At 41.6% G+C, this 17,126-nt stretch carries 17 protein-coding genes; 8 read left to right on the top strand and 9 right to left on the bottom strand.

What is annotated here, in order from left to right; genetic code table 11:
• A partial coding sequence (locus AB4249_RS21080; RefSeq protein ID WP_206361182.1) for a hypothetical protein occupies nucleotides 1-208 on the top strand: 208 nt, incomplete at its 5' end.
• A 12-nt stretch (nucleotides 209-220) separates the two neighbouring features.
• Here the strand turns inward: AB4249_RS21080 and AB4249_RS21075 are convergent.
• The 7 genes from AB4249_RS21075 to dusA form a co-directional block, all read right to left on the bottom strand.
• Nucleotides 221-997 carry a phosphoadenylyl-sulfate reductase gene (locus AB4249_RS21075; RefSeq protein ID WP_017059954.1) on the bottom strand — a complete coding sequence of 259 codons (777 nt, stop codon included), beginning with the start codon at nucleotides 995-997 and terminating at the stop codon, nucleotides 221-223.
• On the bottom strand, nucleotides 990-2,717 hold the full coding sequence (gene cysI, locus AB4249_RS21070; protein ID WP_017065747.1) for an assimilatory sulfite reductase (NADPH) hemoprotein subunit: 1,728 nt from the start codon (nucleotides 2,715-2,717) through the stop codon (nucleotides 990-992). Before cysI ends, AB4249_RS21075 begins: the two co-directional genes overlap by 8 nt.
• Entirely contained in the window at nucleotides 2,717-4,582 is a 1,866-nt protein-coding gene (locus AB4249_RS21065; RefSeq protein ID WP_065584778.1) for an assimilatory sulfite reductase (NADPH) flavoprotein subunit, read from the bottom strand. Before AB4249_RS21065 ends, cysI begins: the two co-directional genes overlap by 1 nt.
• 123 nt (nucleotides 4,583-4,705) lie before the next feature.
• Complete coding sequence (locus tag AB4249_RS21060; RefSeq protein ID WP_004735813.1) at nucleotides 4,706-4,936, bottom strand: hypothetical protein; 231 nt, start codon at nucleotides 4,934-4,936, stop codon at nucleotides 4,706-4,708.
• A 192-nt stretch (nucleotides 4,937-5,128) separates the two neighbouring features.
• Nucleotides 5,129-5,800, bottom strand: coding sequence for a TIGR04219 family outer membrane beta-barrel protein (locus tag AB4249_RS21055; protein WP_102333451.1), 672 nt, complete (start codon nucleotides 5,798-5,800; stop codon nucleotides 5,129-5,131).
• 135 nt (nucleotides 5,801-5,935) lie between these two features.
• Nucleotides 5,936-6,157, bottom strand: coding sequence for an envelope stress response protein PspG (gene pspG / locus AB4249_RS21050; RefSeq protein ID WP_017059950.1), 222 nt, complete (start codon nucleotides 6,155-6,157; stop codon nucleotides 5,936-5,938).
• A 206-nt stretch (nucleotides 6,158-6,363) separates the two neighbouring features.
• Nucleotides 6,364-7,404 carry a tRNA dihydrouridine(20/20a) synthase DusA gene (dusA, locus tag AB4249_RS21045; protein ID WP_372104660.1) on the bottom strand — a complete coding sequence of 347 codons (1,041 nt, stop codon included), beginning with the start codon at nucleotides 7,402-7,404 and terminating at the stop codon, nucleotides 6,364-6,366.
• A gap of 207 nt (nucleotides 7,405-7,611) precedes the next feature.
• On the opposite strand from dusA, the gene AB4249_RS21040 reads away from it, so the two are divergent.
• A complete protein-coding gene (locus AB4249_RS21040) occupies nucleotides 7,612-8,685 on the top strand; it encodes a tyrosine-type recombinase/integrase (protein WP_372104657.1) in 1,074 nt (357 codons plus the stop codon).
• A 296-nt stretch (nucleotides 8,686-8,981) separates the two neighbouring features.
• On the opposite strand, the gene AB4249_RS21035 is transcribed toward AB4249_RS21040, so the two are convergent.
• Both AB4249_RS21035 and AB4249_RS21030 read right to left on the bottom strand, forming a co-directional pair.
• Complete coding sequence (locus AB4249_RS21035) at nucleotides 8,982-9,962, bottom strand: hypothetical protein (RefSeq protein WP_372104654.1); 981 nt, start codon at nucleotides 9,960-9,962, stop codon at nucleotides 8,982-8,984.
• A 216-nt stretch (nucleotides 9,963-10,178) separates the two neighbouring features.
• A complete protein-coding gene (locus AB4249_RS21030) occupies nucleotides 10,179-10,451 on the bottom strand; it encodes a hypothetical protein (protein ID WP_372104651.1) in 273 nt (90 codons plus the stop codon).
• Nucleotides 10,452-11,115: 664 nt separating this feature from the next.
• Here AB4249_RS21030 and AB4249_RS21025 point away from each other — a divergent pair.
• The 6 genes from AB4249_RS21025 (at nucleotide 11,116) to AB4249_RS21000 (ending at nucleotide 16,783) form a co-directional block, all read left to right on the top strand.
• A complete protein-coding gene (locus AB4249_RS21025) occupies nucleotides 11,116-11,238 on the top strand; it encodes a hypothetical protein (RefSeq protein ID WP_261809213.1) in 123 nt (40 codons plus the stop codon).
• Nucleotides 11,239-11,490: 252 nt separating this feature from the next.
• The gene (locus AB4249_RS21020; protein ID WP_372104648.1) at nucleotides 11,491-12,501 is read left to right on the top strand and encodes an integrase domain-containing protein; all 1,011 of its coding nucleotides are present in this window, start codon (nucleotides 11,491-11,493) and stop codon (nucleotides 12,499-12,501) included.
• A 243-nt stretch (nucleotides 12,502-12,744) separates the two neighbouring features.
• On the top strand, nucleotides 12,745-12,966 hold the full coding sequence (locus tag AB4249_RS21015; protein WP_372104646.1) for a hypothetical protein: 222 nt from the start codon (nucleotides 12,745-12,747) through the stop codon (nucleotides 12,964-12,966).
• Between the two features lie 49 nt (nucleotides 12,967-13,015).
• Nucleotides 13,016-14,605: a hypothetical protein gene (locus tag AB4249_RS21010; protein ID WP_372104643.1), complete on the top strand. Its 1,590-nt coding sequence runs from the start codon at nucleotides 13,016-13,018 to the stop codon at nucleotides 14,603-14,605.
• Nucleotides 14,606-14,634: 29 nt separating this feature from the next.
• A complete protein-coding gene (locus AB4249_RS21005) occupies nucleotides 14,635-15,006 on the top strand; it encodes a hypothetical protein (protein WP_372104641.1) in 372 nt (123 codons plus the stop codon).
• Nucleotides 15,007-15,751: 745 nt separating this feature from the next.
• On the top strand, nucleotides 15,752-16,783 hold the full coding sequence (locus tag AB4249_RS21000; RefSeq protein WP_102398621.1) for an IS110 family transposase: 1,032 nt from the start codon (nucleotides 15,752-15,754) through the stop codon (nucleotides 16,781-16,783).
• The last annotated feature ends 343 nt before the right edge of the window (nucleotides 16,784-17,126 follow it).

The following is a 17,126-nucleotide window of genomic DNA, read 5'->3' as shown; positions in this document are numbered from 1 at the left end:
GAGGCGGCATTATAGAGATGTTCATCACATTGGCAAGTGTTTATTAAAGAAAGATGCAAAAATAACGATTACATGGCGAATAAACACTCAAAGTCTTATTTGTGCAAGTTTAACTACAGAGTACTTACAAAATAACCACAGACTTATCCACAATTGCTCTGATTTTCATCCTAGAAAACAAAAAAGCTGCCTCATGGCAGCTTTTTAAATGGCAACGAGTCTAAATCCCAGAACCATATTGCTCTCCATCATCTTCATGGAGACCACATTCGCGTTTCAACCCATTAAAACGAGTTTCCTCTTCAGTCATACCCGGTTCCCACTTCTTAGTTGTATGTGTATCTCCAACAGAAAGGTAACCCTGCTCTCGAAGCGGGTGATAACCGAGACCATGCTCTTCTAGGTAATAGTGAACATCTTTATTCGTCCAATCGATTACCGGCAAAAATTTAAACACACCATTTTGGATAGATAAGATTGGCAAATTTGCACGCGATTGAGATTGCTCTCTTCTTAAACCGGAAAACCATGTCCCAGCCTCGAGCTCATCCAACGCTCTTCTCATCGGTTCAACTTTATTAAGCTTGTTGTACTTCTCTATCCCTTCTATACCTTGATCCCAAAGTTTTCCATATTGCGCTTCTTGCCAATTAGGGCTCTGTTGGGCGCGAAAGACTTGAAGGTTTAGAGTCAACTTCTGACTTAACTCATCAATAAAGCGATAGGTCTCCGGAAATAGATACCCTGTGTCAGTCAAAATAACCGGAATATCTGGTTTTGCTTGGGTCACTAGGTGCAACATCAATGCTGCTTGGATTCCGAAACTAGAAGACACAACATGTGTCCCTTCTAAATTATCTAAAGCCCACTTAACTCTTTCTAATGCGGTTAGCTGCTCTAACTCTGCGTTGATTTGTCCAAGACGAAGTATTTGCTCCGTCTTAGTCAATGCGAGTAGCTCTGCTAACTTCAGTTTTGAAGCGACAGAATTATGCATGCAGATCCCTCTTTGAAATTATCACCTCTTCGATGATGCCAGCTCGGATTGTAAAATCACCGAACCCTTCATTGTCGTTACGTTCCGTAGCCCAACGTCCCACCAGCGAATCAATCTCTTCTAAGATCTGAGCTGAAGTGATGTTCTCTTTATACATCTTAGGGATACGAGTTCCGGCTTTGTTGCCACCTAAGTGCATGTTGTAACGCCCCGGAGCCTTGCCGACTAAACCAAGCTCAGCCAACATTGCACGACCACAACCGTTTGGACAACCTGTGATTCGAAGGATGATGTTATCTTCTTCTGGTAATCCATGTTTTTTCAGAATGTCTTCAACATCCGTTACAAACTCAGGAAGAAAGCGCTCAGCTTCTGCCATTGCTAAAGGACATGTTGGGAAAGCCACACACGCCATTGAGTTTTTACGTTGCTCTGAAACAGCATCATCCATCAAGCCATATTGACGCGCCAGTTTTTCAATCTTGGCCTTTTGACTCGTCGACACACCCGCAACAATTAGGTTTTGGTTTGCAGTCATGCGGAAGTCACCTTTGTGGATCTTCGCTATTTCAGCAACACCTGTTTTCAGAGCTTTACCCGGAAAATCAAGTAAACGACCATTCTCGATGAATAACGCCAAGTGGTGCTTACCATCAATGCCTTCCGCCCAACCAATGCGATCACCACGGCCAGTAAACTCATAAGGACGGCTTTCAGAAAATTCTACGCCTGCACGCTTTTCTACTTCTGCTTTGAATACATCAATACCAACACGGTCTAGTGTGTATTTGGTTTTTGCATTCTTACGGTTTGAACGGTTACCCCAGTCACGCTGAGTCGTTACCACCGCCGCTGCTACATCTAACGTTTTATCTAATGGCACAAAACCAAAGTCGTCAGCTTTACGTGCATAAGTAGAGGTATCACCATGTGTCATAGCAAGACCGCCACCGACTAACACATTAAAGCCCACCAGCTTTCCGTCTTCAGCAATAGCAACAAAGTTAAGATCGTTAGCATGGACGTCCACATCATTTTGCGGAGGAATGACAACCGTCGTCTTGAACTTACGCGGTAGGTAGTTGCTACCAAGGATAGGTTCTTCATCCGTTGTTTCTAGTTTTTCACCATCTAACCAGATTTCTGCATAAGCACGAGTCTTCGGTAATAGATGTTCACTGATCTTTTTCGCCCACTCGTAAGCTTCTTGATGAAGTTCAGATTCAACCGGGTTTGTCGTACATAGAACATTTCGGTTTACATCACCCGCTGTCGCAATTGAATCAATGCCAATGCTATTTAGCGTTTGGTGCATCAACTTAATGTTCGGCTTCAAGACACCGTGGAACTGAAACGTTTGACGAGTTGTTAGACGAATTGAACCGTAAGAGGTACTTTCGTCTGCGAACTTATCAATCGCCAACCACTGCTTAGGGGTAATGATGCCACCAGGCATACGAGCACGAAGCATGACGTTATGTAACGGTTCGAGCTTTTGTTTGGTACGTTCGTTACGAATATCACGGTCGTCTTGTTGATACATACCGTGGAAACGAATCAACTGAAAGTTATCAGCAGTAAAGCCACCTGTTATGCGGTCTTGGAGATCTTGTTCAATCGTACCGCGTAGGTTATTACTTTCACGCTTAAGACGCTCATTGTCAGCCAAAGGTCCAAGTACTTGACCTAGCACTTCTTGCTCTATTACTTGCTTGCTCATTAGTACACATCCCTTTGGTAACGTTTCGCTTTACGTAAATCATTAATATATTGTTCAGCTTGCTCGCGGCTCTGGTTGCCATGCTTTTCCGCTATCGAAACTAACGCTTCATGAACATCTTTAGCCATTCGAGTCGCATCGCCACAGACATAGAGGTACGCGCCCTCTTGCAGCCATTGCCACACCTGCTCTGCTTGTTCGATTAAACGGTCCTGAACATAAACCTTTTCTTTTTGGTCACGGCTAAAGGCAACATCGAGCTTAGTTAGCGCGCCAGACTTGAGGTACTTTTGCCATTCAACTTGGTATAAGAAATCTTGAGTAAAGGTACGGTCACCAAAGAACAACCAGCTTTTTCCTTCAGCATCATTGTTTTCACGCTCTTGAACAAAACTGCGGAACGGTGCGATACCGGTACCCGGGCCGACCATGATGATTGGTGTATTGTCGTCTTGTGGTAATTTGAAGTTATTGTTGTTCTCAACAAACACCTTCACTTCACCACCCTCTTCAAGACGTTGAGCTAAGAAGCTAGAAGCTCCGCCTAAACGAGACTCTTCGCCTTTTTGGTATTCAACCAAACCAACCGTCAAGTGAACTTCTTCATCTACTTCTGCTTGGCTTGATGCAATAGAATAGAGACGCGGTGTCAGCTTACGTAACAGGCCAATTAACTCATCAGCCGATAGCTTAGTTTTCTTCTCAGCTAAAACATCGACAACTTGAGTATTACCCGCGTATTCACGAAGCTTGTCTTTATCTTCCACCAGCTTGATTAACTTCTTGCTGCCCGATAACTCAGCAAACTTAGTCACAAGTTGAGGGTTTGAAGTGGTAATCTCAAATTTACTCACTAGCGCACTATGGATAGATAGATTCTCACCATCGACATCGACACTTTCGATACCCGATAACCCAACCTTAGAAAGAATCTGATTTGCGAGTTCTGAACTGTTTTCATACCATACGCCTAGCGCATCGCCGGGTTGGTAGGTAATGCCCGACTCATCAAGATCAATCTCGATATGACGAACATCTTTACCCGAGTCACGACCCGTGATCTTTTGACTGGTTAATAGTGTCGCTGTATATGGATTTTGTTTGGTGTATTGCGAATGACCGGCAGCTGCTTGGCCTACTGGTAACTGAACGATATCAGCCTCGGCACCTGTCGATAGCGTCTCTTTTACTTGCTCTAATGCTTTAGCGCGCCATTCCGTTGCTGATTCTTCGTAATCAACATCACAATCAAGGCGATCGACAAACGATTTCGCACCAAGCTTAGCGAGGAAGTTATCGAAGTCTTTAGCCGTTTGGCAGAAGAACTCATAGCTTGAGTCACCTAAACCAATCACACCGTATTGTAGGTTTGATAATTTTGGCGCTTTCTTCGATTGAAGGAATTCATGCAACTCAATCGCGTTATCAGGGGCTTCGCCCTCACCATTGGTTGAAGCGACGAAAATGACGTGTGTCTCTTTGGCTAAGTTCTTACCTTTATAATCACTCGCATCGAAAAGCTCGACGGCGATACCTAAGGCTTTTGCTTCTGCCTCGAGCGATTCAGCGACGCCTTTAGCATTACCGGTTTGAGAAGCGAAGATAATGCTGAGCTTACCCGCTGGCTTAGCCGCTACTGCAGCGGCCGCTTGAGCGATTGGCGCAGCAGCACCGACAGGCTGAGCTTGGCTCACTCCCCAAAGGTAACCACTGACCCATGCCAGTTGCTGTGAAGACAGTTCAGAAACAGTTTGCTGAAGATGACCCAATTGTTGGTCATTAAGTGGTGCTGCTAGCCCAGGTAACTCATTAGCCCCAGACTGTGCATTATTATTTTGTGAAGACTCTTTCTTATTTAAAGACATGGTCACGACATCCCTAATCATTGCGTGACGATAGATTAACCACTCCTTTTAATAACAAGAAAGAATAGAAAAGTATGTTTTATAACTTTTTGGAAGTAAAAACCGATTGAAACGCAAATTGACTTACTGGTTTTCAATACGCACTTGCTGAAAGCCAACCGCCATTGCCGATTTAGATGCTAGGTCTAAATCCGCGTAATGGCACTCTTCACCATGAACATCAGTAAGCAGAACAAAGCCACCTCCCATATGGCGAAACTCCACAACCCAAGACCCTTCTTGAATTGAGGGCTCTATGATCGCTTCAACTAACAGATTTTCTCTATATAAATTTCGTAATTCATTGAGTGTCATATTCCATCCCTTGCTTTGACCTCACTACATAGACCTTATAAGAATAGACGCAAATTGGCTCTCTGTATTAAGGATGGTCGAAAGTGATGAATGTGCTAACTAATTCCAGAAAGATATAATCAATAGATATAAAAAAACGCCACTTAATAAAGTGGCGTTCTTAAAATTCGTTCTAAATTTGCTTTATATGGCCTAGAAGCGCACTTCAGCACCAGCAAACCAACCATCGACCATGACAAAGCTCTTGCCTAGTTCTGAGCTAAAGAACTCATCCGAATCTAAATCGATAACACGGTAACCACCACGCAGGGCAATTTCAGATTCTGATACTGGAATTCGGTACTGAACACCCGCCATCAAGTCAGTGCTCTTAATACCACTGCTATCACCGAACTCCATCGTACCAATGATATCGAAGTTAGTGTCCGGCACATTGATCTCTGCGTTACCGTAGAAGCTCCACGTGAACTCATCAAACGTCGATGTTTTCGCACCTGTTGCTTTTGGTTCAATGTAATTCGAGTTTGAGTATTGAGTAAACGTCACACCCGCATCGAAGTTCATCTGCTTGTGATCTAACAACGTGTAATAGAAGGTGTAGTCGTACTTATCGAAAGCCAATGAATCTGCATCAACAGAAGTATAGCGAAAGCTAGCGTTTGGTAGCATCGGGGCATTATGCTCAAATGCGAAATACAACGAAGGTGAGTTAGAATCGTCATCTTGTCTAACTTCGTTTAGCTTTGTACTTCCCCACCACATATCGGCACCGACTTTAGCCGTGTAAGAAAACTCTTCTTCAGCAGACACTGCTGAACTTAAAGATAGCATTCCCACTAAAGCAATTAATGGCATTTTATTCATTTGAGATAGCTCCAATTCCATATCGTAGTGCTAATTGTATGCACATTCATAGATTATTGGGGAAAATTCTACCACACATCTTAAATTCTAAAACGATAAACCGCTGACGAGTAAAGATTTGACGGCACGATGACCTTAGTAACGTCTCTGGTTAGAACTGTGTACAAAATTTTTGAAAAACCACACACCGATTGCAATCACGATCAACCAAGGCAGTAACTTAAACACGACGCCCATCATACCTAAGACCAACATGACTAATAACGCCACTCCGGTTGCAGCCAATACCGTCATAAACGTAATACCAGTGACAAGTAGAGTCGCAACGAAAATAAGAACAAATATTAATTCAAACATAATGGTCTCCCTAATGAGTTAATGACCTATCTTTCCTACTTTCTAACATTGCAGCTTCCATACCAAGTATGCCAACCCTATAAAATCCTTATTTATCAGATAAATAAAAAGCCACACATCTTCATGCGTGGCTTTTCGGAAACTTATAGTGGTAAATTTAACCTCTAGTGGCGAATTTAACCTTAAGTTTTTAACTTAGAGGGAGCTTAAACATTTAGCTCTTTAGGGATCTTAGCCAATGCTGTTTGCATCACTTCAATACCTGCACCTTTCTTATGTGCGTTTTCACTGATGTAGCGACGCCATTGTCTTGCACCAGGCATGCTTTGAAACAAACCAAGCATGTGACGAGATATGTGACCTAAGCTTGCGCCATTTGAAAGTTCACGCTCGATGTACGGGTACATCTCTTCGACAACCTGTGAGCGCTTCTTAATTGGTGTGTCTAAACCAAAGATCTGTTGATCAACTTCAGCCAAAATAAATGGGCTATGGTAAGCCTCACGACCGATCATCACACCATCAAGGTGTTGCAAGTGCTCCTTAGTTTGCTCAAGAGTCGTAATGCCACCATTCACGGCAATCACCAGATCAGAGAAATCTTTCTTGATTTGGTATGCACGATCGTAATCTAGCGGTGGGATCTCACGGTTCTCTTTCGGGCTAAGGCCACTCAACCACGCTTTACGCGCGTGAATAGTAAATTGCTCACAGCCACCTTTTTCAGAAACCGTCGAAACAAACTTAGTTAGAAACTCATAAGAGTCTTGGTCATCGATACCGATACGCGTTTTCACGGTAATTGGAATATCAGTGACTTCTTTCATCGCTGAAACACAATCTGCCACCAACTCGGGCTCAGCCATCAAGCATGCACCAAATCGACCATTCTGAACTCGGTCTGAAGGGCAACCTACGTTAAGATTCACTTCATCATAACCGCGTTCACCAGCAAGCTTGGCACAAGCAGCAAGATCAACCGGGTTTGAACCACCGAGTTGAAGTGCAAGAGGATGTTCTTGCTCGTTATATTCTAGGAAGTCGCCCTTACCATGTAAGATCGCGCCCGTTGTTACCATTTCCGTGTACAGAAGAGTCTGCTGAGAAAGCAAACGGTGAAAGTAACGACAGTGGCGGTCAGTCCAATCGAGCATTGGAGCAACTGAAAATCGAGATTTTGGAAAATCTAAGCCAATATCTTGTTTTTCATTAAGTTTATCTGATTTGTGACTAGCACTATTTTGCATCATTTAACCCTATTTGTGCCCATTTTGGACCATTTTTCACCGACTGTGGGCACGTATTGGTCCCAAAAATTGGTAAAACTACAGCTTGTAAATTAACTAGCGAAAAAGACCTGCTTATTTGCAAAAGCCCTTTTCGAATCGTGGTTTCATTTGAAGAGCGCAGATTCTACATCAAGTTCAATCTGCGCCCAAGTATAGAGGTGCACGATGGCGTCATATCACATTCAAAAAATCAAAACACAATCAGGCATAACTAAATATAAGTGCCGGGTTCGCGAAAGACAATCTGGTGTAACTACGGTTGATAAGACTAAGACTTTTACAAAGAAAGCATCTGCTACTGCTTGGGGAGATCAAGAAGTTGAGAAGATTGAAAGTGTTCGGCATGGGGGCATTATTCCAACTAAACAGACCATAGGTTTCTTGATTGAAAAAGCATTACAAACCCCCGAATTTGCGAATAAGCGAACTATGAGTTTCAACCTCCGACTTTTACTTCGCTACCCAATAGCCAGCACCACACTTACTGATTTTAACGATCATGACCTCATCAAGCATTGCCAATACCGAAGAGAACATGATGGTGTATTGCCACAAACTATCGCTGTCGAGGTTTCAAATCTACGTTCGATATTTAAGCAAGCTAAACCTATGTGGCAAGTAGCAATTAATGATGAAGTATTCAAATCAGCTCACCACACTTTAGTATTTATGGGCCTCATCGGCAAAAGCGCTCGCCGAAGTAGACGACCAAATCAACTAGAAATAGAAATGTTGGTAGCTGGATTGAAAGAGAGGGAGCAATCATTTGTCTCTTTCATTCCGTTTACCGACATTTTTGTAATATCAATACTGACATGCATGCGCATTGGAGAGATTTGCGATATCCGATGGACTGACATCAATGAAACTCAACGAGCCGTTATGGTTAGAAATAGGAAAGATCCCCGTAAAAAGGCAGGTAATCATCAATGGGTACCTCTACTAGGCGATTCATGGGAAATCATTCAAAGACAACCAAAGAATAATGAGCGCGTTTTTCCATATAACTCTCGCTCGGTTTCCGCAGGCTTTCAGCGGGTGCGAGATAGCTTAGGGATTAAAGACTTACGCTACCATGATCTTCGCAGGGAAGGAGCTAGTCGTCTTTTCGAAGCCGGGTTTTCGATAGAAGAGGTTGCACAGGTAACAGGTCACCGCTCCCTCAACACATTATGGCAAGTTTACACTGAGCTCTACCCGAACAGACTTCATGGCAAGAAAGTTCGCTCAGTCATCTGATTTTGAAAACGGGGGGAGATATCTTGGTCAGATATGCACCTTGTGTAATACTAAATTTGTTCCTCCAAAGCTTGAGGTGGGGACCTCGAGCAAAGGTTTAAGCCGCCTATATTGGCGGCTTTACTTTTTATGAGTTTAAACTTGCAGGAATGTTCATGTAAAACTCCTTTTTATTGGGATGGGACAAACGTAGTTTCAATCATCTTTGAGCTTTTTTTTTCAATTAGCGGGGCTTTTTTACTTCTTAATTGCGAAAGAATCGATTTGAATTCAGATAAGGCCTTTTGATTTTGACACTATGATTGATTTTTTTCTCTATCAACAATCGCCGACACTTGGGCATGGTAGTCCTCTAAGCTCATTGTGGCTTGCGTGTCATTCTCTGGTTTAACAAAGAAATACACCTTGTCATTATTTCGGACCGCATTGGTGAGAGGGATGTACTTTGAGTCAGCAATATATTCTTTCATTGGTAAACTCATAAATGTCGCGGTAGGGAGTTTGATGTAAGGACTGCTAGATAAACCATCCGCATTAATGTAGCTTGTTGCTTCAAAGTCTTTGTATTGTTTATGAGCTATCAGACTGCTGTAATAGGTAAAACGTACAGCGATGACATTCGTATCAGGGATCTGTTGTTTAAGGTCTTTATCGAATAAGTCTGTGTTGAAAGTTTCAGAAATCAACTTAATACCTACTCTCGTCCCTAAGAAGGGTGTGTCCAATCCTCTGAAATATATTGATGCATGAGAGTCCAAGTTTGATTCTAGTGGGTACCCTTCTACACAAAGGCGCTCCCCACCATTGTATCTTTCATCGTAAAACTTCGAATCTCGCGACAATGTTTTTTTTGTAAAGGATTGAAGTGTGTCGAATGAAGGAACCATGACTTCATCCATTTTGGACATAATCACTTTACACATTTCATATTCCTCTAAGCCACTATAAGTATCAGCATCCAAATACATAACTAGGTTTCTTCGGTCCCAACCGTATTTTTGATCCGCTAAAATTGCCAAACCAAAACCGGTCGTCATAGATCCAAACGCCAACCCCATTGCTGTAGACCCAACATAGCCACCGATACCCACATCGGAAATAGCGCCTTTGGGTAAGGTTCGATCTTCGATGATCGTTCCACTTCCTGCTGAACGGGTAACTTGCAGCGCGATACTTGATGTCCCTTTTTCCGGTATTTCATATTTTGCACTGCTCGAAGCACATGCATTCAAAAGTAATGCGGCACTAACAACTGATGTTGCTTGGATTAGATTCATAACCCCCCCTCTACAAAATGCAATTAGGTGAATAACAGTTAGCTTCTTCTAAATTTATACACCATGATCAAATAAATATAAAAAATGACTATTCAAAAGTGGGGGAAAGCAGTGAGAAGAAACTTTATTTTCGCATCTAGTGATAAATGGAGAAACGCACTAACCAAGTAAACCCTAAATCCAGCTATATGACTGATTTAAAATATTTTTAATTACTCACCAATCATCATCAAAACCACCAGATGTAAAATCACTATCAAATGTGTAACTGTCGAACGAATCATCGTCCCAAAGTGGATTGACTCGATCCATCTCATTACCAATCCAAACAAGGTATGGAACCCCTTCAACCAATTGGTCTTCTTCTCTTTCCACGACTGGGTGACGGTGAGCGACTCCACGCTTCCTCACTCCAGAGTTTCTGCGTCGGTTGTTCTGCATTTTATTGCAAAAATCATCATGATCTTGTTGTTCTGTCCTATGTGACATGTTGGTGCCTCCACTTTTCGTCTAATTTAGCCATACAACAAAAATATATAAAATCAGACACTTACAATAAAATTAGCATTATATTAAGAATGTGGCGTTGTAGGGTTAATTCAATAATAAGCATAAGTAACATAGATCCTAAAATACAAAAGCGAGGTAAATATTCATTAGAGCCTCTTCACAAAGGTTTGGTTGCAACTTATGTAAACCATGGCATGACGATTTGCCTGCTCCCCCCGTTTTGACATCCAGCCCTCTTCTACTCTAGCTATAAAAATTTCAATGAAAGTACTAAACAGCCAAATTGGACTCCTTATTTGAGAAATGACCATAAATAAGCAGATATCTTGTATGTAAACCATGAGGTAAGAGAAGCATTCTTAATGCTGTGATTATCTCCCACATGTTAGAGCGCATGTACGAAATGCTCTCATCAGTTTGATGCCCCAATAGAGTATGTATTACTCACACACTCAAATGAAAGATCGCTTTCAACCCTCGGAGTATGACTCCATTACTCAAGATTTATTATCTGCGTTGCGAAAAGGACCGCTAAAGTCTCCGTCTATTTTGGACGGCAGACAAAAATAGACGGAGACTGCATCCGATAACAGATCCATTGGTATCTCTAGCCTGACAAAGGTATTGAGAGGTATTCGAAATCATGAAAATGCATGAAATGCATCGAACCAATCCATCAGTTACTGCCGGAACTCGTGATCATTCCACTCACTTGTACGTGACAGCAGCCACCAAGCAGCCTGAATTCAACGGACAAAACCTCTAGCTGACCGCTAAGGCCAACCTCAAAGCAAAATATAGATTGTTCTCTTCCACTAGCCAGTGGCGCCTTCGCCCAACCTATGTAAACGCCTTTGAGCACTAACCTTGTCAAGTCAGCTTCAACAGCGTAAGCGCCGGGATCGCTTCTTATCTTCCCAACCTCTGCTAATGACGTGCGACATTTTAAACGCGCATAAACACTTAACACGATTCGCTGCTTGCAGAGCCTATAACTGAAAGAAACTGAGAGGAAAGTATGAGTCTAAGTAGGTTCCCCACATCTAGGATGGAGAGAGAAAACCCTAATGCCAGAAACTGTGGCCTAAGATCTCGAGATATAAATCAAGCAGCTAAGAATGCACTTTATGAAAAATTCAATGCTGGTCAAATCGGGTTCAAAACCGTAGCAGACCAAACAACTCGATTTACACAATTCTCGACATTTATCAAAGACCATCATGGTGTCAAGGATATGCGAGGGATAACGAAAGAGCATGTATCGCGATACGCTCAAGAATTAGATTCGAAAATTGATAACGGCTCAATCAGTATCAAGACAGCTCATGAATACTTGTCTGCCGTCAACTCCGTTCTTAGGGATTCGTCTCTTAGGATTACAGCATCGGAAGCTGGACTTCCAAATCGTTCTGGCATAACTACGGAAAATAAAGCTATTTCCCAAGAACAACATAACAAAATCACATCACAGCTTTCTGACAGGCTCTCTGCTATCAGTGAAATGCAAAGGTCATTAGGCTTGAGATTCGAAGAGGCCTGTAAAGGTAACCCCGCAGCCATGCTAAAAGAAGCCATTATAAAGCAGAGTATTTCTGTCACAGACGGAACGAAAGGCGGTCAAGCACGAACAGTACCAATCGTATCCCAAAATCAACTTGATGCACTTCAGAATGCCAGTGTCATTCAGGGACATCATCACTCCATGATCCCAGTAAATCAAAGCTATATACAATTCCAATCTCAATCTTATCGAGAGTTTGGAAAGCTTGATTATAAAACACATGGTGAACGACACGCCTATGCGCAAAACAGTTACACCAACCACATGCAACAGCAAACCGCAGTAGCAGGAATTAAATCAGTTGTGGAGTCAGGCTGTAGGCATGGCTCTTCACACCACCAATACATTGCCAACAAAATAGGATGCACAGTTGAGCAAGCTAAAGCTTTTGACAATACGGCCAGACTTTCCGTCGCGGAAGAACTTGGTCACCATCGAACCGACATAACAAATGCATATCTGGGGTGAACTATGACAAGAATGGAATATGAGTTAAACCGAGCTATACATCTATATCTAAGAACCGTAAAAATCAGGCAGAGAAAATGAAGAGTTTTTGCCGAGATATTCAGAAGCATAATCCACAAACAAGATCACTTGCTCAGATTGGGCGGTCGCAAGTTTGTGACTTTTGGAGACGCAAAGCTGATCTAGCTCCTTCGACTAAGGCCGCCTATTACTACGCAATTTGTTATATTTGGGAACAGGTACTTGGCAGGAAATCAGCTCCTCCACATTTCACGCACAAGTAATGCAACAGGTACTCACGACAGCGCACTAATACAGAAAATTGCACAACTTCACTCGTTAACACAGAAACAACTCGCTTCACTACGAGAGGAAGTGAATGTAGCTGATCAAATCGTAGGTTCAGGATTTATTTCCACTGCATTACACAGCAAAGCTCTTTTTACTGCTGAATTGGCGCTGTAACGAATTGTTACTCTAATTATTTGTCACCACAAAATATAAGGTTATTATTATGGGAGTAATGTCACATAACGTTATAAATCAATATAAATCATTAGTTTGGATAATAATTATGCTTAGGATAAAGCAGGGAATCACTCTACTTTCTATACCAATCGCTCTGTCATTAACTGGTTGTGGTGATTCTTCAAATGCAAGGTTTGATAGTGAAAATCAATTTTGGGATAAAGACGTTAATTATAGTAAATCTAGGTTGTTCAACGTAGGTGATGTCAAAGGGACTATTTTTGATGAGGAAGCCCTAAAGTATTTTTCAATGTTAAGTTCCCATCATGAATTAAACTATCCAGCAACTACAACAGATCAATTAGAGAAGGCAACCAGTACGTTTGCTGACATTCGCACCGCCCTCAATTACTTGCCTGTACCCGAAACTCTAAAAGCTGAGTATGAGGCAAACTTAATGGCTGCTGAAGAAATTTTACCGAAGATGGTTGAGCTTCATGAAGGCAAGTTTGAAGGTAAACTAGATGAAGCGTTTCGTTCACTTTATCCTGAATATTTCGAAAGTGTCGATGCAGCACGACTAGTTGTGGATAATCGTAATGAATTCTTAACCAAAGCTAAAACAAAAAAAGATGAGTTGAGCGAGCAACACTCTACACTAAAAAAAGAACTTCGTGAGCTTGAAAAAGAACACGAAAAAGTTGCATCAGAGTGGATCGTAGAAAATGAACTATTAATCCCAACGAATGATTTAAGCTTTAGAGCATTTATTGATAATTCTTATTACTACGACACCGAAGATAAATGCCGAGAGTATATTGAAAGAAATAACGAAAACTTTAACTGGAACAGTGAAGCTGGCGTTTGTTATAGCTTTTGGGTGATGAATGATAATTTAGGGCTGAAAAAGTTTCATTTAGAAAATAACATGTCAGAAGAACAAGCTCAAATATACAAAGATATGGCAATGAAATTGTTTAAACAAGGTAGTGAGTTAGGGTTTAAAATCTCCACAGTTGGTAAATCACTTCACGATGCAACGGAAGAATTAAAAAAGCGTGAGTTACTTTCCAACAATCGCTTTGGAGACCAAAGGAAAATTGATCGTGCTTTAACTGATGCGAACAGAGGGTTGAACTCCCGTACAAAAGGAGCTTACGGACGTAACGGTGAAATTAGTATACCAGCGAAAGGCCGCTACAACCCAACTCAACGTAGAGTATTCGGAGAGTACGCGAAAACACTTGGCCTTGATGTTATGCCAACCGTAACAGCATTTATACCAGAGAATGCTTACAAGGTATATCTAGAGCTTCTCAAAGCAACAGAAGCGGCCGAAGTCGATATTGAGCTAGGTAAGAAAGGTCAGTTTAATGTAGGGGAAACTGAGCAGCTTGAGCACCTCTATATTGTGGCTAACACAAAAAAAGGCAATGTCATTGGCTCAGTTCAATTGCAAAAAAATGAAGACAAGTTCATTGCATCTTTTTCTTATCCTTATTCTATGAATCGAGTTCAAGGTGATTCATTAGTTGATTTATATGCTTATCAAGACGATTGGAATCCGACCTTTAATGGTATTGAAGGTAATAAGCACCGTAACTTAGTGAGCTATATTCGCAGTCTAAATAAGTAAAATAAATTACAAATATCAAGGTGATAATTATGAAAATATTTAAAATTCTAGCCGCGTCAGTTTTATCTTTAGTTCTAGTAGGCTGTGGCGGTCATGGATATGAAGGCAAGTATGAAGCTACTATTACACAAGCTGATTTATTTGGCGGACTACTCGGTAATTCACGTGGCGCAAAAAACACAGAAACAACAACAATGACGCTTGGTAAAAATTACATCATGTTTGAAGAAGACAAGACGGAGCTGAGCAGCATTGAAGTTGTGGAGGAAGATGGCGAGAAGTTCCTGAAGTTAGTAAATAAAGAAGACAAGGATGATGTTCTATGGATTAGTATTGAAGAAGATCCAACAACACTAAATCTCAGCACACCTTTAGGCTTTATTTCCTACACCAAGGCATAAGCAAACTAAAGCAAGTAACAAATCTAAGACTCTCACATGTTGAGAGTCTTTTATACAAAAGGAAAGTAAGTTCAAACTACCGCTTCCAAACTAAGCTCTTCTCACCTAGTCGTTAAAAATAATGTAGTGGATTAGTTAATTTAGACACGTAGTTAGATGAGAAAAAGTAAGTCAAATTACGCTTTGGTGAAGTGTATGTTGAATCGTTCAAAACAAACAATGGGGCAAAGATGAGCTAACAGTGCTCTCCCTAACTTGAAGTTAAAGATCGGCATCGCTGGTCTAATGCATTTACATAACCTCACTCACGTCCCCAAAGTTTATCTTACAGACCTCACCCATTGTTCGTAAAAATCAACTTCGAGCATTTTTGCTACTAAGCGATTAAATGAGCCTTTGTCACCATAGGAACGAGCAAGTTCTGAAAAAGATAGGTGTTTACAGTTAAACGACAATTTCCAAGGCATTTGCTAAAACAGACTTTGCGGAGTTAGATCGGTTAATCAATTCGCAGATAAGTGCTTCACCAACATGATTCAGCTCAGTCAAGGTTTTTCTCCCGTATTTCAGAGTTTTAAGCAATCGATAATCTTTGATTTATCTAGATACTACACTGATTAGAAATAGTAGACCAAATATCAATCCGTCATGTGTGACGGATAGGTGTGCTAGCTTGATGTATGGAATCCACTCCCTCCTTAGCAATCTAGACTTAGGAGTGTGAGAAAAAACCGAGGGTTCCAATATGTTGACTAAAAATGTTATCGCTATCGACTTAGCAAAAAATGTTCTTCAAGCCTGCCATATCAGCATTCATGGTGAGCTAATGTCCAATAAACCTCTGAGTCGCCAGAAGATGAAAGAGTTCTTGGCAAAGGCTAAGCCTTCGATTGTCGCCATGGAAGGTTGTTGCGGTTGCCATTACTGGGGGCAATTAGCAGAAAAACTTGGGCATGAAGTCCGAATCATTAACCCTAAGAAGGTGAAAGGATACCTAGAAGGTCATAAAACGGATCATAATGATGCTCTCGCCATCGCTAACGCCGCTATACAAATTGGTATCAAGTACAGTCGTCCAAAGTCATTGGAACAACAAGCTATGCATTCTTTAGAAACTAGCCGTAGATTCTTATCTCGTAGTGTTGTTTCCCTAGCTCTTCACATTAGAGGGACAATTTTGGGCTACGGGATAGCAAACCCTAGAGGTGAAAAAGGCTTAAAAGCGTCGGTTCAAACCGTGCTTGATGGCGATACACCAATACCCTCCAATGTCGTATCCGTTCTGTCGATGCTTTGGGAGCAATATAAAGAACTTAAAGCAAAACTCATCGCATTCGAAAAAGAGAAAAATGCTTTAACCCGTCAGATAGAGCCGTGCCAACGATTAATGGGCATTGAAGGGGTTGGTGAAACAACTGCTGCGATGCTCTATACAACTCTTGGTGATGGAAAGCAGTTCAAGAATGGAAGACAAGCTTCAGCATTTGTTGGTCTTACACCTAAACAGCACAGTTCAGGAGGCAAAGTTTTTATGATTGGGATCGATAAATGCGGTGGTGTGAAGGAGCTACGCTCGCTTCTTTATCTTGGCGCAATGTCATACGTTGGGCGACTACCCGAAAAACCGAAGACTCAGAAGGACGCTTGGTTGAGGAGCATCATAGATCGTATCGGCTTCAAGAAGGCCTGCATTGCACTGGCTAACAAAGTGGTACGTACTGCGTGGGCAATGCTTCGGTATGAGACTGAATATAAACCAGTATTACTCACTCATTAATCACTACCAAATTTTTAAATTTTACAAAATGATGATGCATAAAAGGTAAGACCAACCTACTGAGAACCTGGCCATTCTGTCATGCTGTAAAAAGCTGCTAGCGCGATAAGGACAGTAGGTGCGCAAAACATCAAAGGCTAGAGGGTAGCTCCTTCAATAAGAAGCCGAATATACGACCGCATCTTAACTTTTATTGCCAAAATCACTTTGTAAATACGTGGATTCCATATACGGAATGGGGCAGATCTGAGTTAGCTGGCACTTTTTGAGAAAAGTGCCACGAGTAAAACTTCACAGAAAATTGCTCGAATTCCAAACATTTCTGTCGGATAGACGGCACCTG

This window comes from Vibrio sp. 10N.261.55.F4, assembly GCF_041470465.1.
In the GTDB taxonomy this organism is placed as follows: Bacteria; Pseudomonadota; Gammaproteobacteria; order Enterobacterales; family Vibrionaceae; genus Vibrio; species Vibrio crassostreae_C.
This window is presented reverse-complemented; position numbering and strand designations above follow the sequence as displayed.

What these genes read in the sequence shown, in the direction of transcription:
- pspG (WP_017059950.1), bottom strand. Translation starts at nt 6,157, where the DNA reads ATGTTTGAATTAATATTTGTTCTTATTTTCGTTGCGACTCTACTTGTC.
- AB4249_RS21025 (WP_261809213.1), top strand. Translation starts at nt 11,116, where the DNA reads ATGAAAATGCATGAAATGCATCGAACCAATCCATCAGTTACTGCCGGA.
- AB4249_RS21055 (WP_102333451.1), bottom strand. Translation starts at nt 5,800, where the DNA reads ATGAATAAAATGCCATTAATTGCTTTAGTGGGAATGCTATCTTTAAGT.
- AB4249_RS21010 (WP_372104643.1), top strand. Translation starts at nt 13,016, where the DNA reads ATGGGAGTAATGTCACATAACGTTATAAATCAATATAAATCATTAGTT.
- AB4249_RS21040 (WP_372104657.1), top strand. Translation starts at nt 7,612, where the DNA reads ATGGCGTCATATCACATTCAAAAAATCAAAACACAATCAGGCATAACT.
- AB4249_RS21035 (WP_372104654.1), bottom strand. Translation starts at nt 9,962, where the DNA reads ATGAATCTAATCCAAGCAACATCAGTTGTTAGTGCCGCATTACTTTTG.
- AB4249_RS21000 (WP_102398621.1), top strand. Translation starts at nt 15,752, where the DNA reads ATGTTGACTAAAAATGTTATCGCTATCGACTTAGCAAAAAATGTTCTT.
- cysI (WP_017065747.1), bottom strand. Translation starts at nt 2,717, where the DNA reads ATGAGCAAGCAAGTAATAGAGCAAGAAGTGCTAGGTCAAGTACTTGGA.
- dusA (WP_372104660.1), bottom strand. Translation starts at nt 7,404, where the DNA reads ATGCAAAATAGTGCTAGTCACAAATCAGATAAACTTAATGAAAAACAA.
- AB4249_RS21005 (WP_372104641.1), top strand. Translation starts at nt 14,635, where the DNA reads ATGAAAATATTTAAAATTCTAGCCGCGTCAGTTTTATCTTTAGTTCTA.
- AB4249_RS21020 (WP_372104648.1), top strand. Translation starts at nt 11,491, where the DNA reads ATGAGTCTAAGTAGGTTCCCCACATCTAGGATGGAGAGAGAAAACCCT.
- AB4249_RS21030 (WP_372104651.1), bottom strand. Translation starts at nt 10,451, where the DNA reads ATGTCACATAGGACAGAACAACAAGATCATGATGATTTTTGCAATAAA.
- AB4249_RS21065 (WP_065584778.1), bottom strand. Translation starts at nt 4,582, where the DNA reads ATGTCTTTAAATAAGAAAGAGTCTTCACAAAATAATAATGCACAGTCT.
- AB4249_RS21075 (WP_017059954.1), bottom strand. Translation starts at nt 997, where the DNA reads ATGCATAATTCTGTCGCTTCAAAACTGAAGTTAGCAGAGCTACTCGCA.
- AB4249_RS21060 (WP_004735813.1), bottom strand. Translation starts at nt 4,936, where the DNA reads ATGACACTCAATGAATTACGAAATTTATATAGAGAAAATCTGTTAGTT.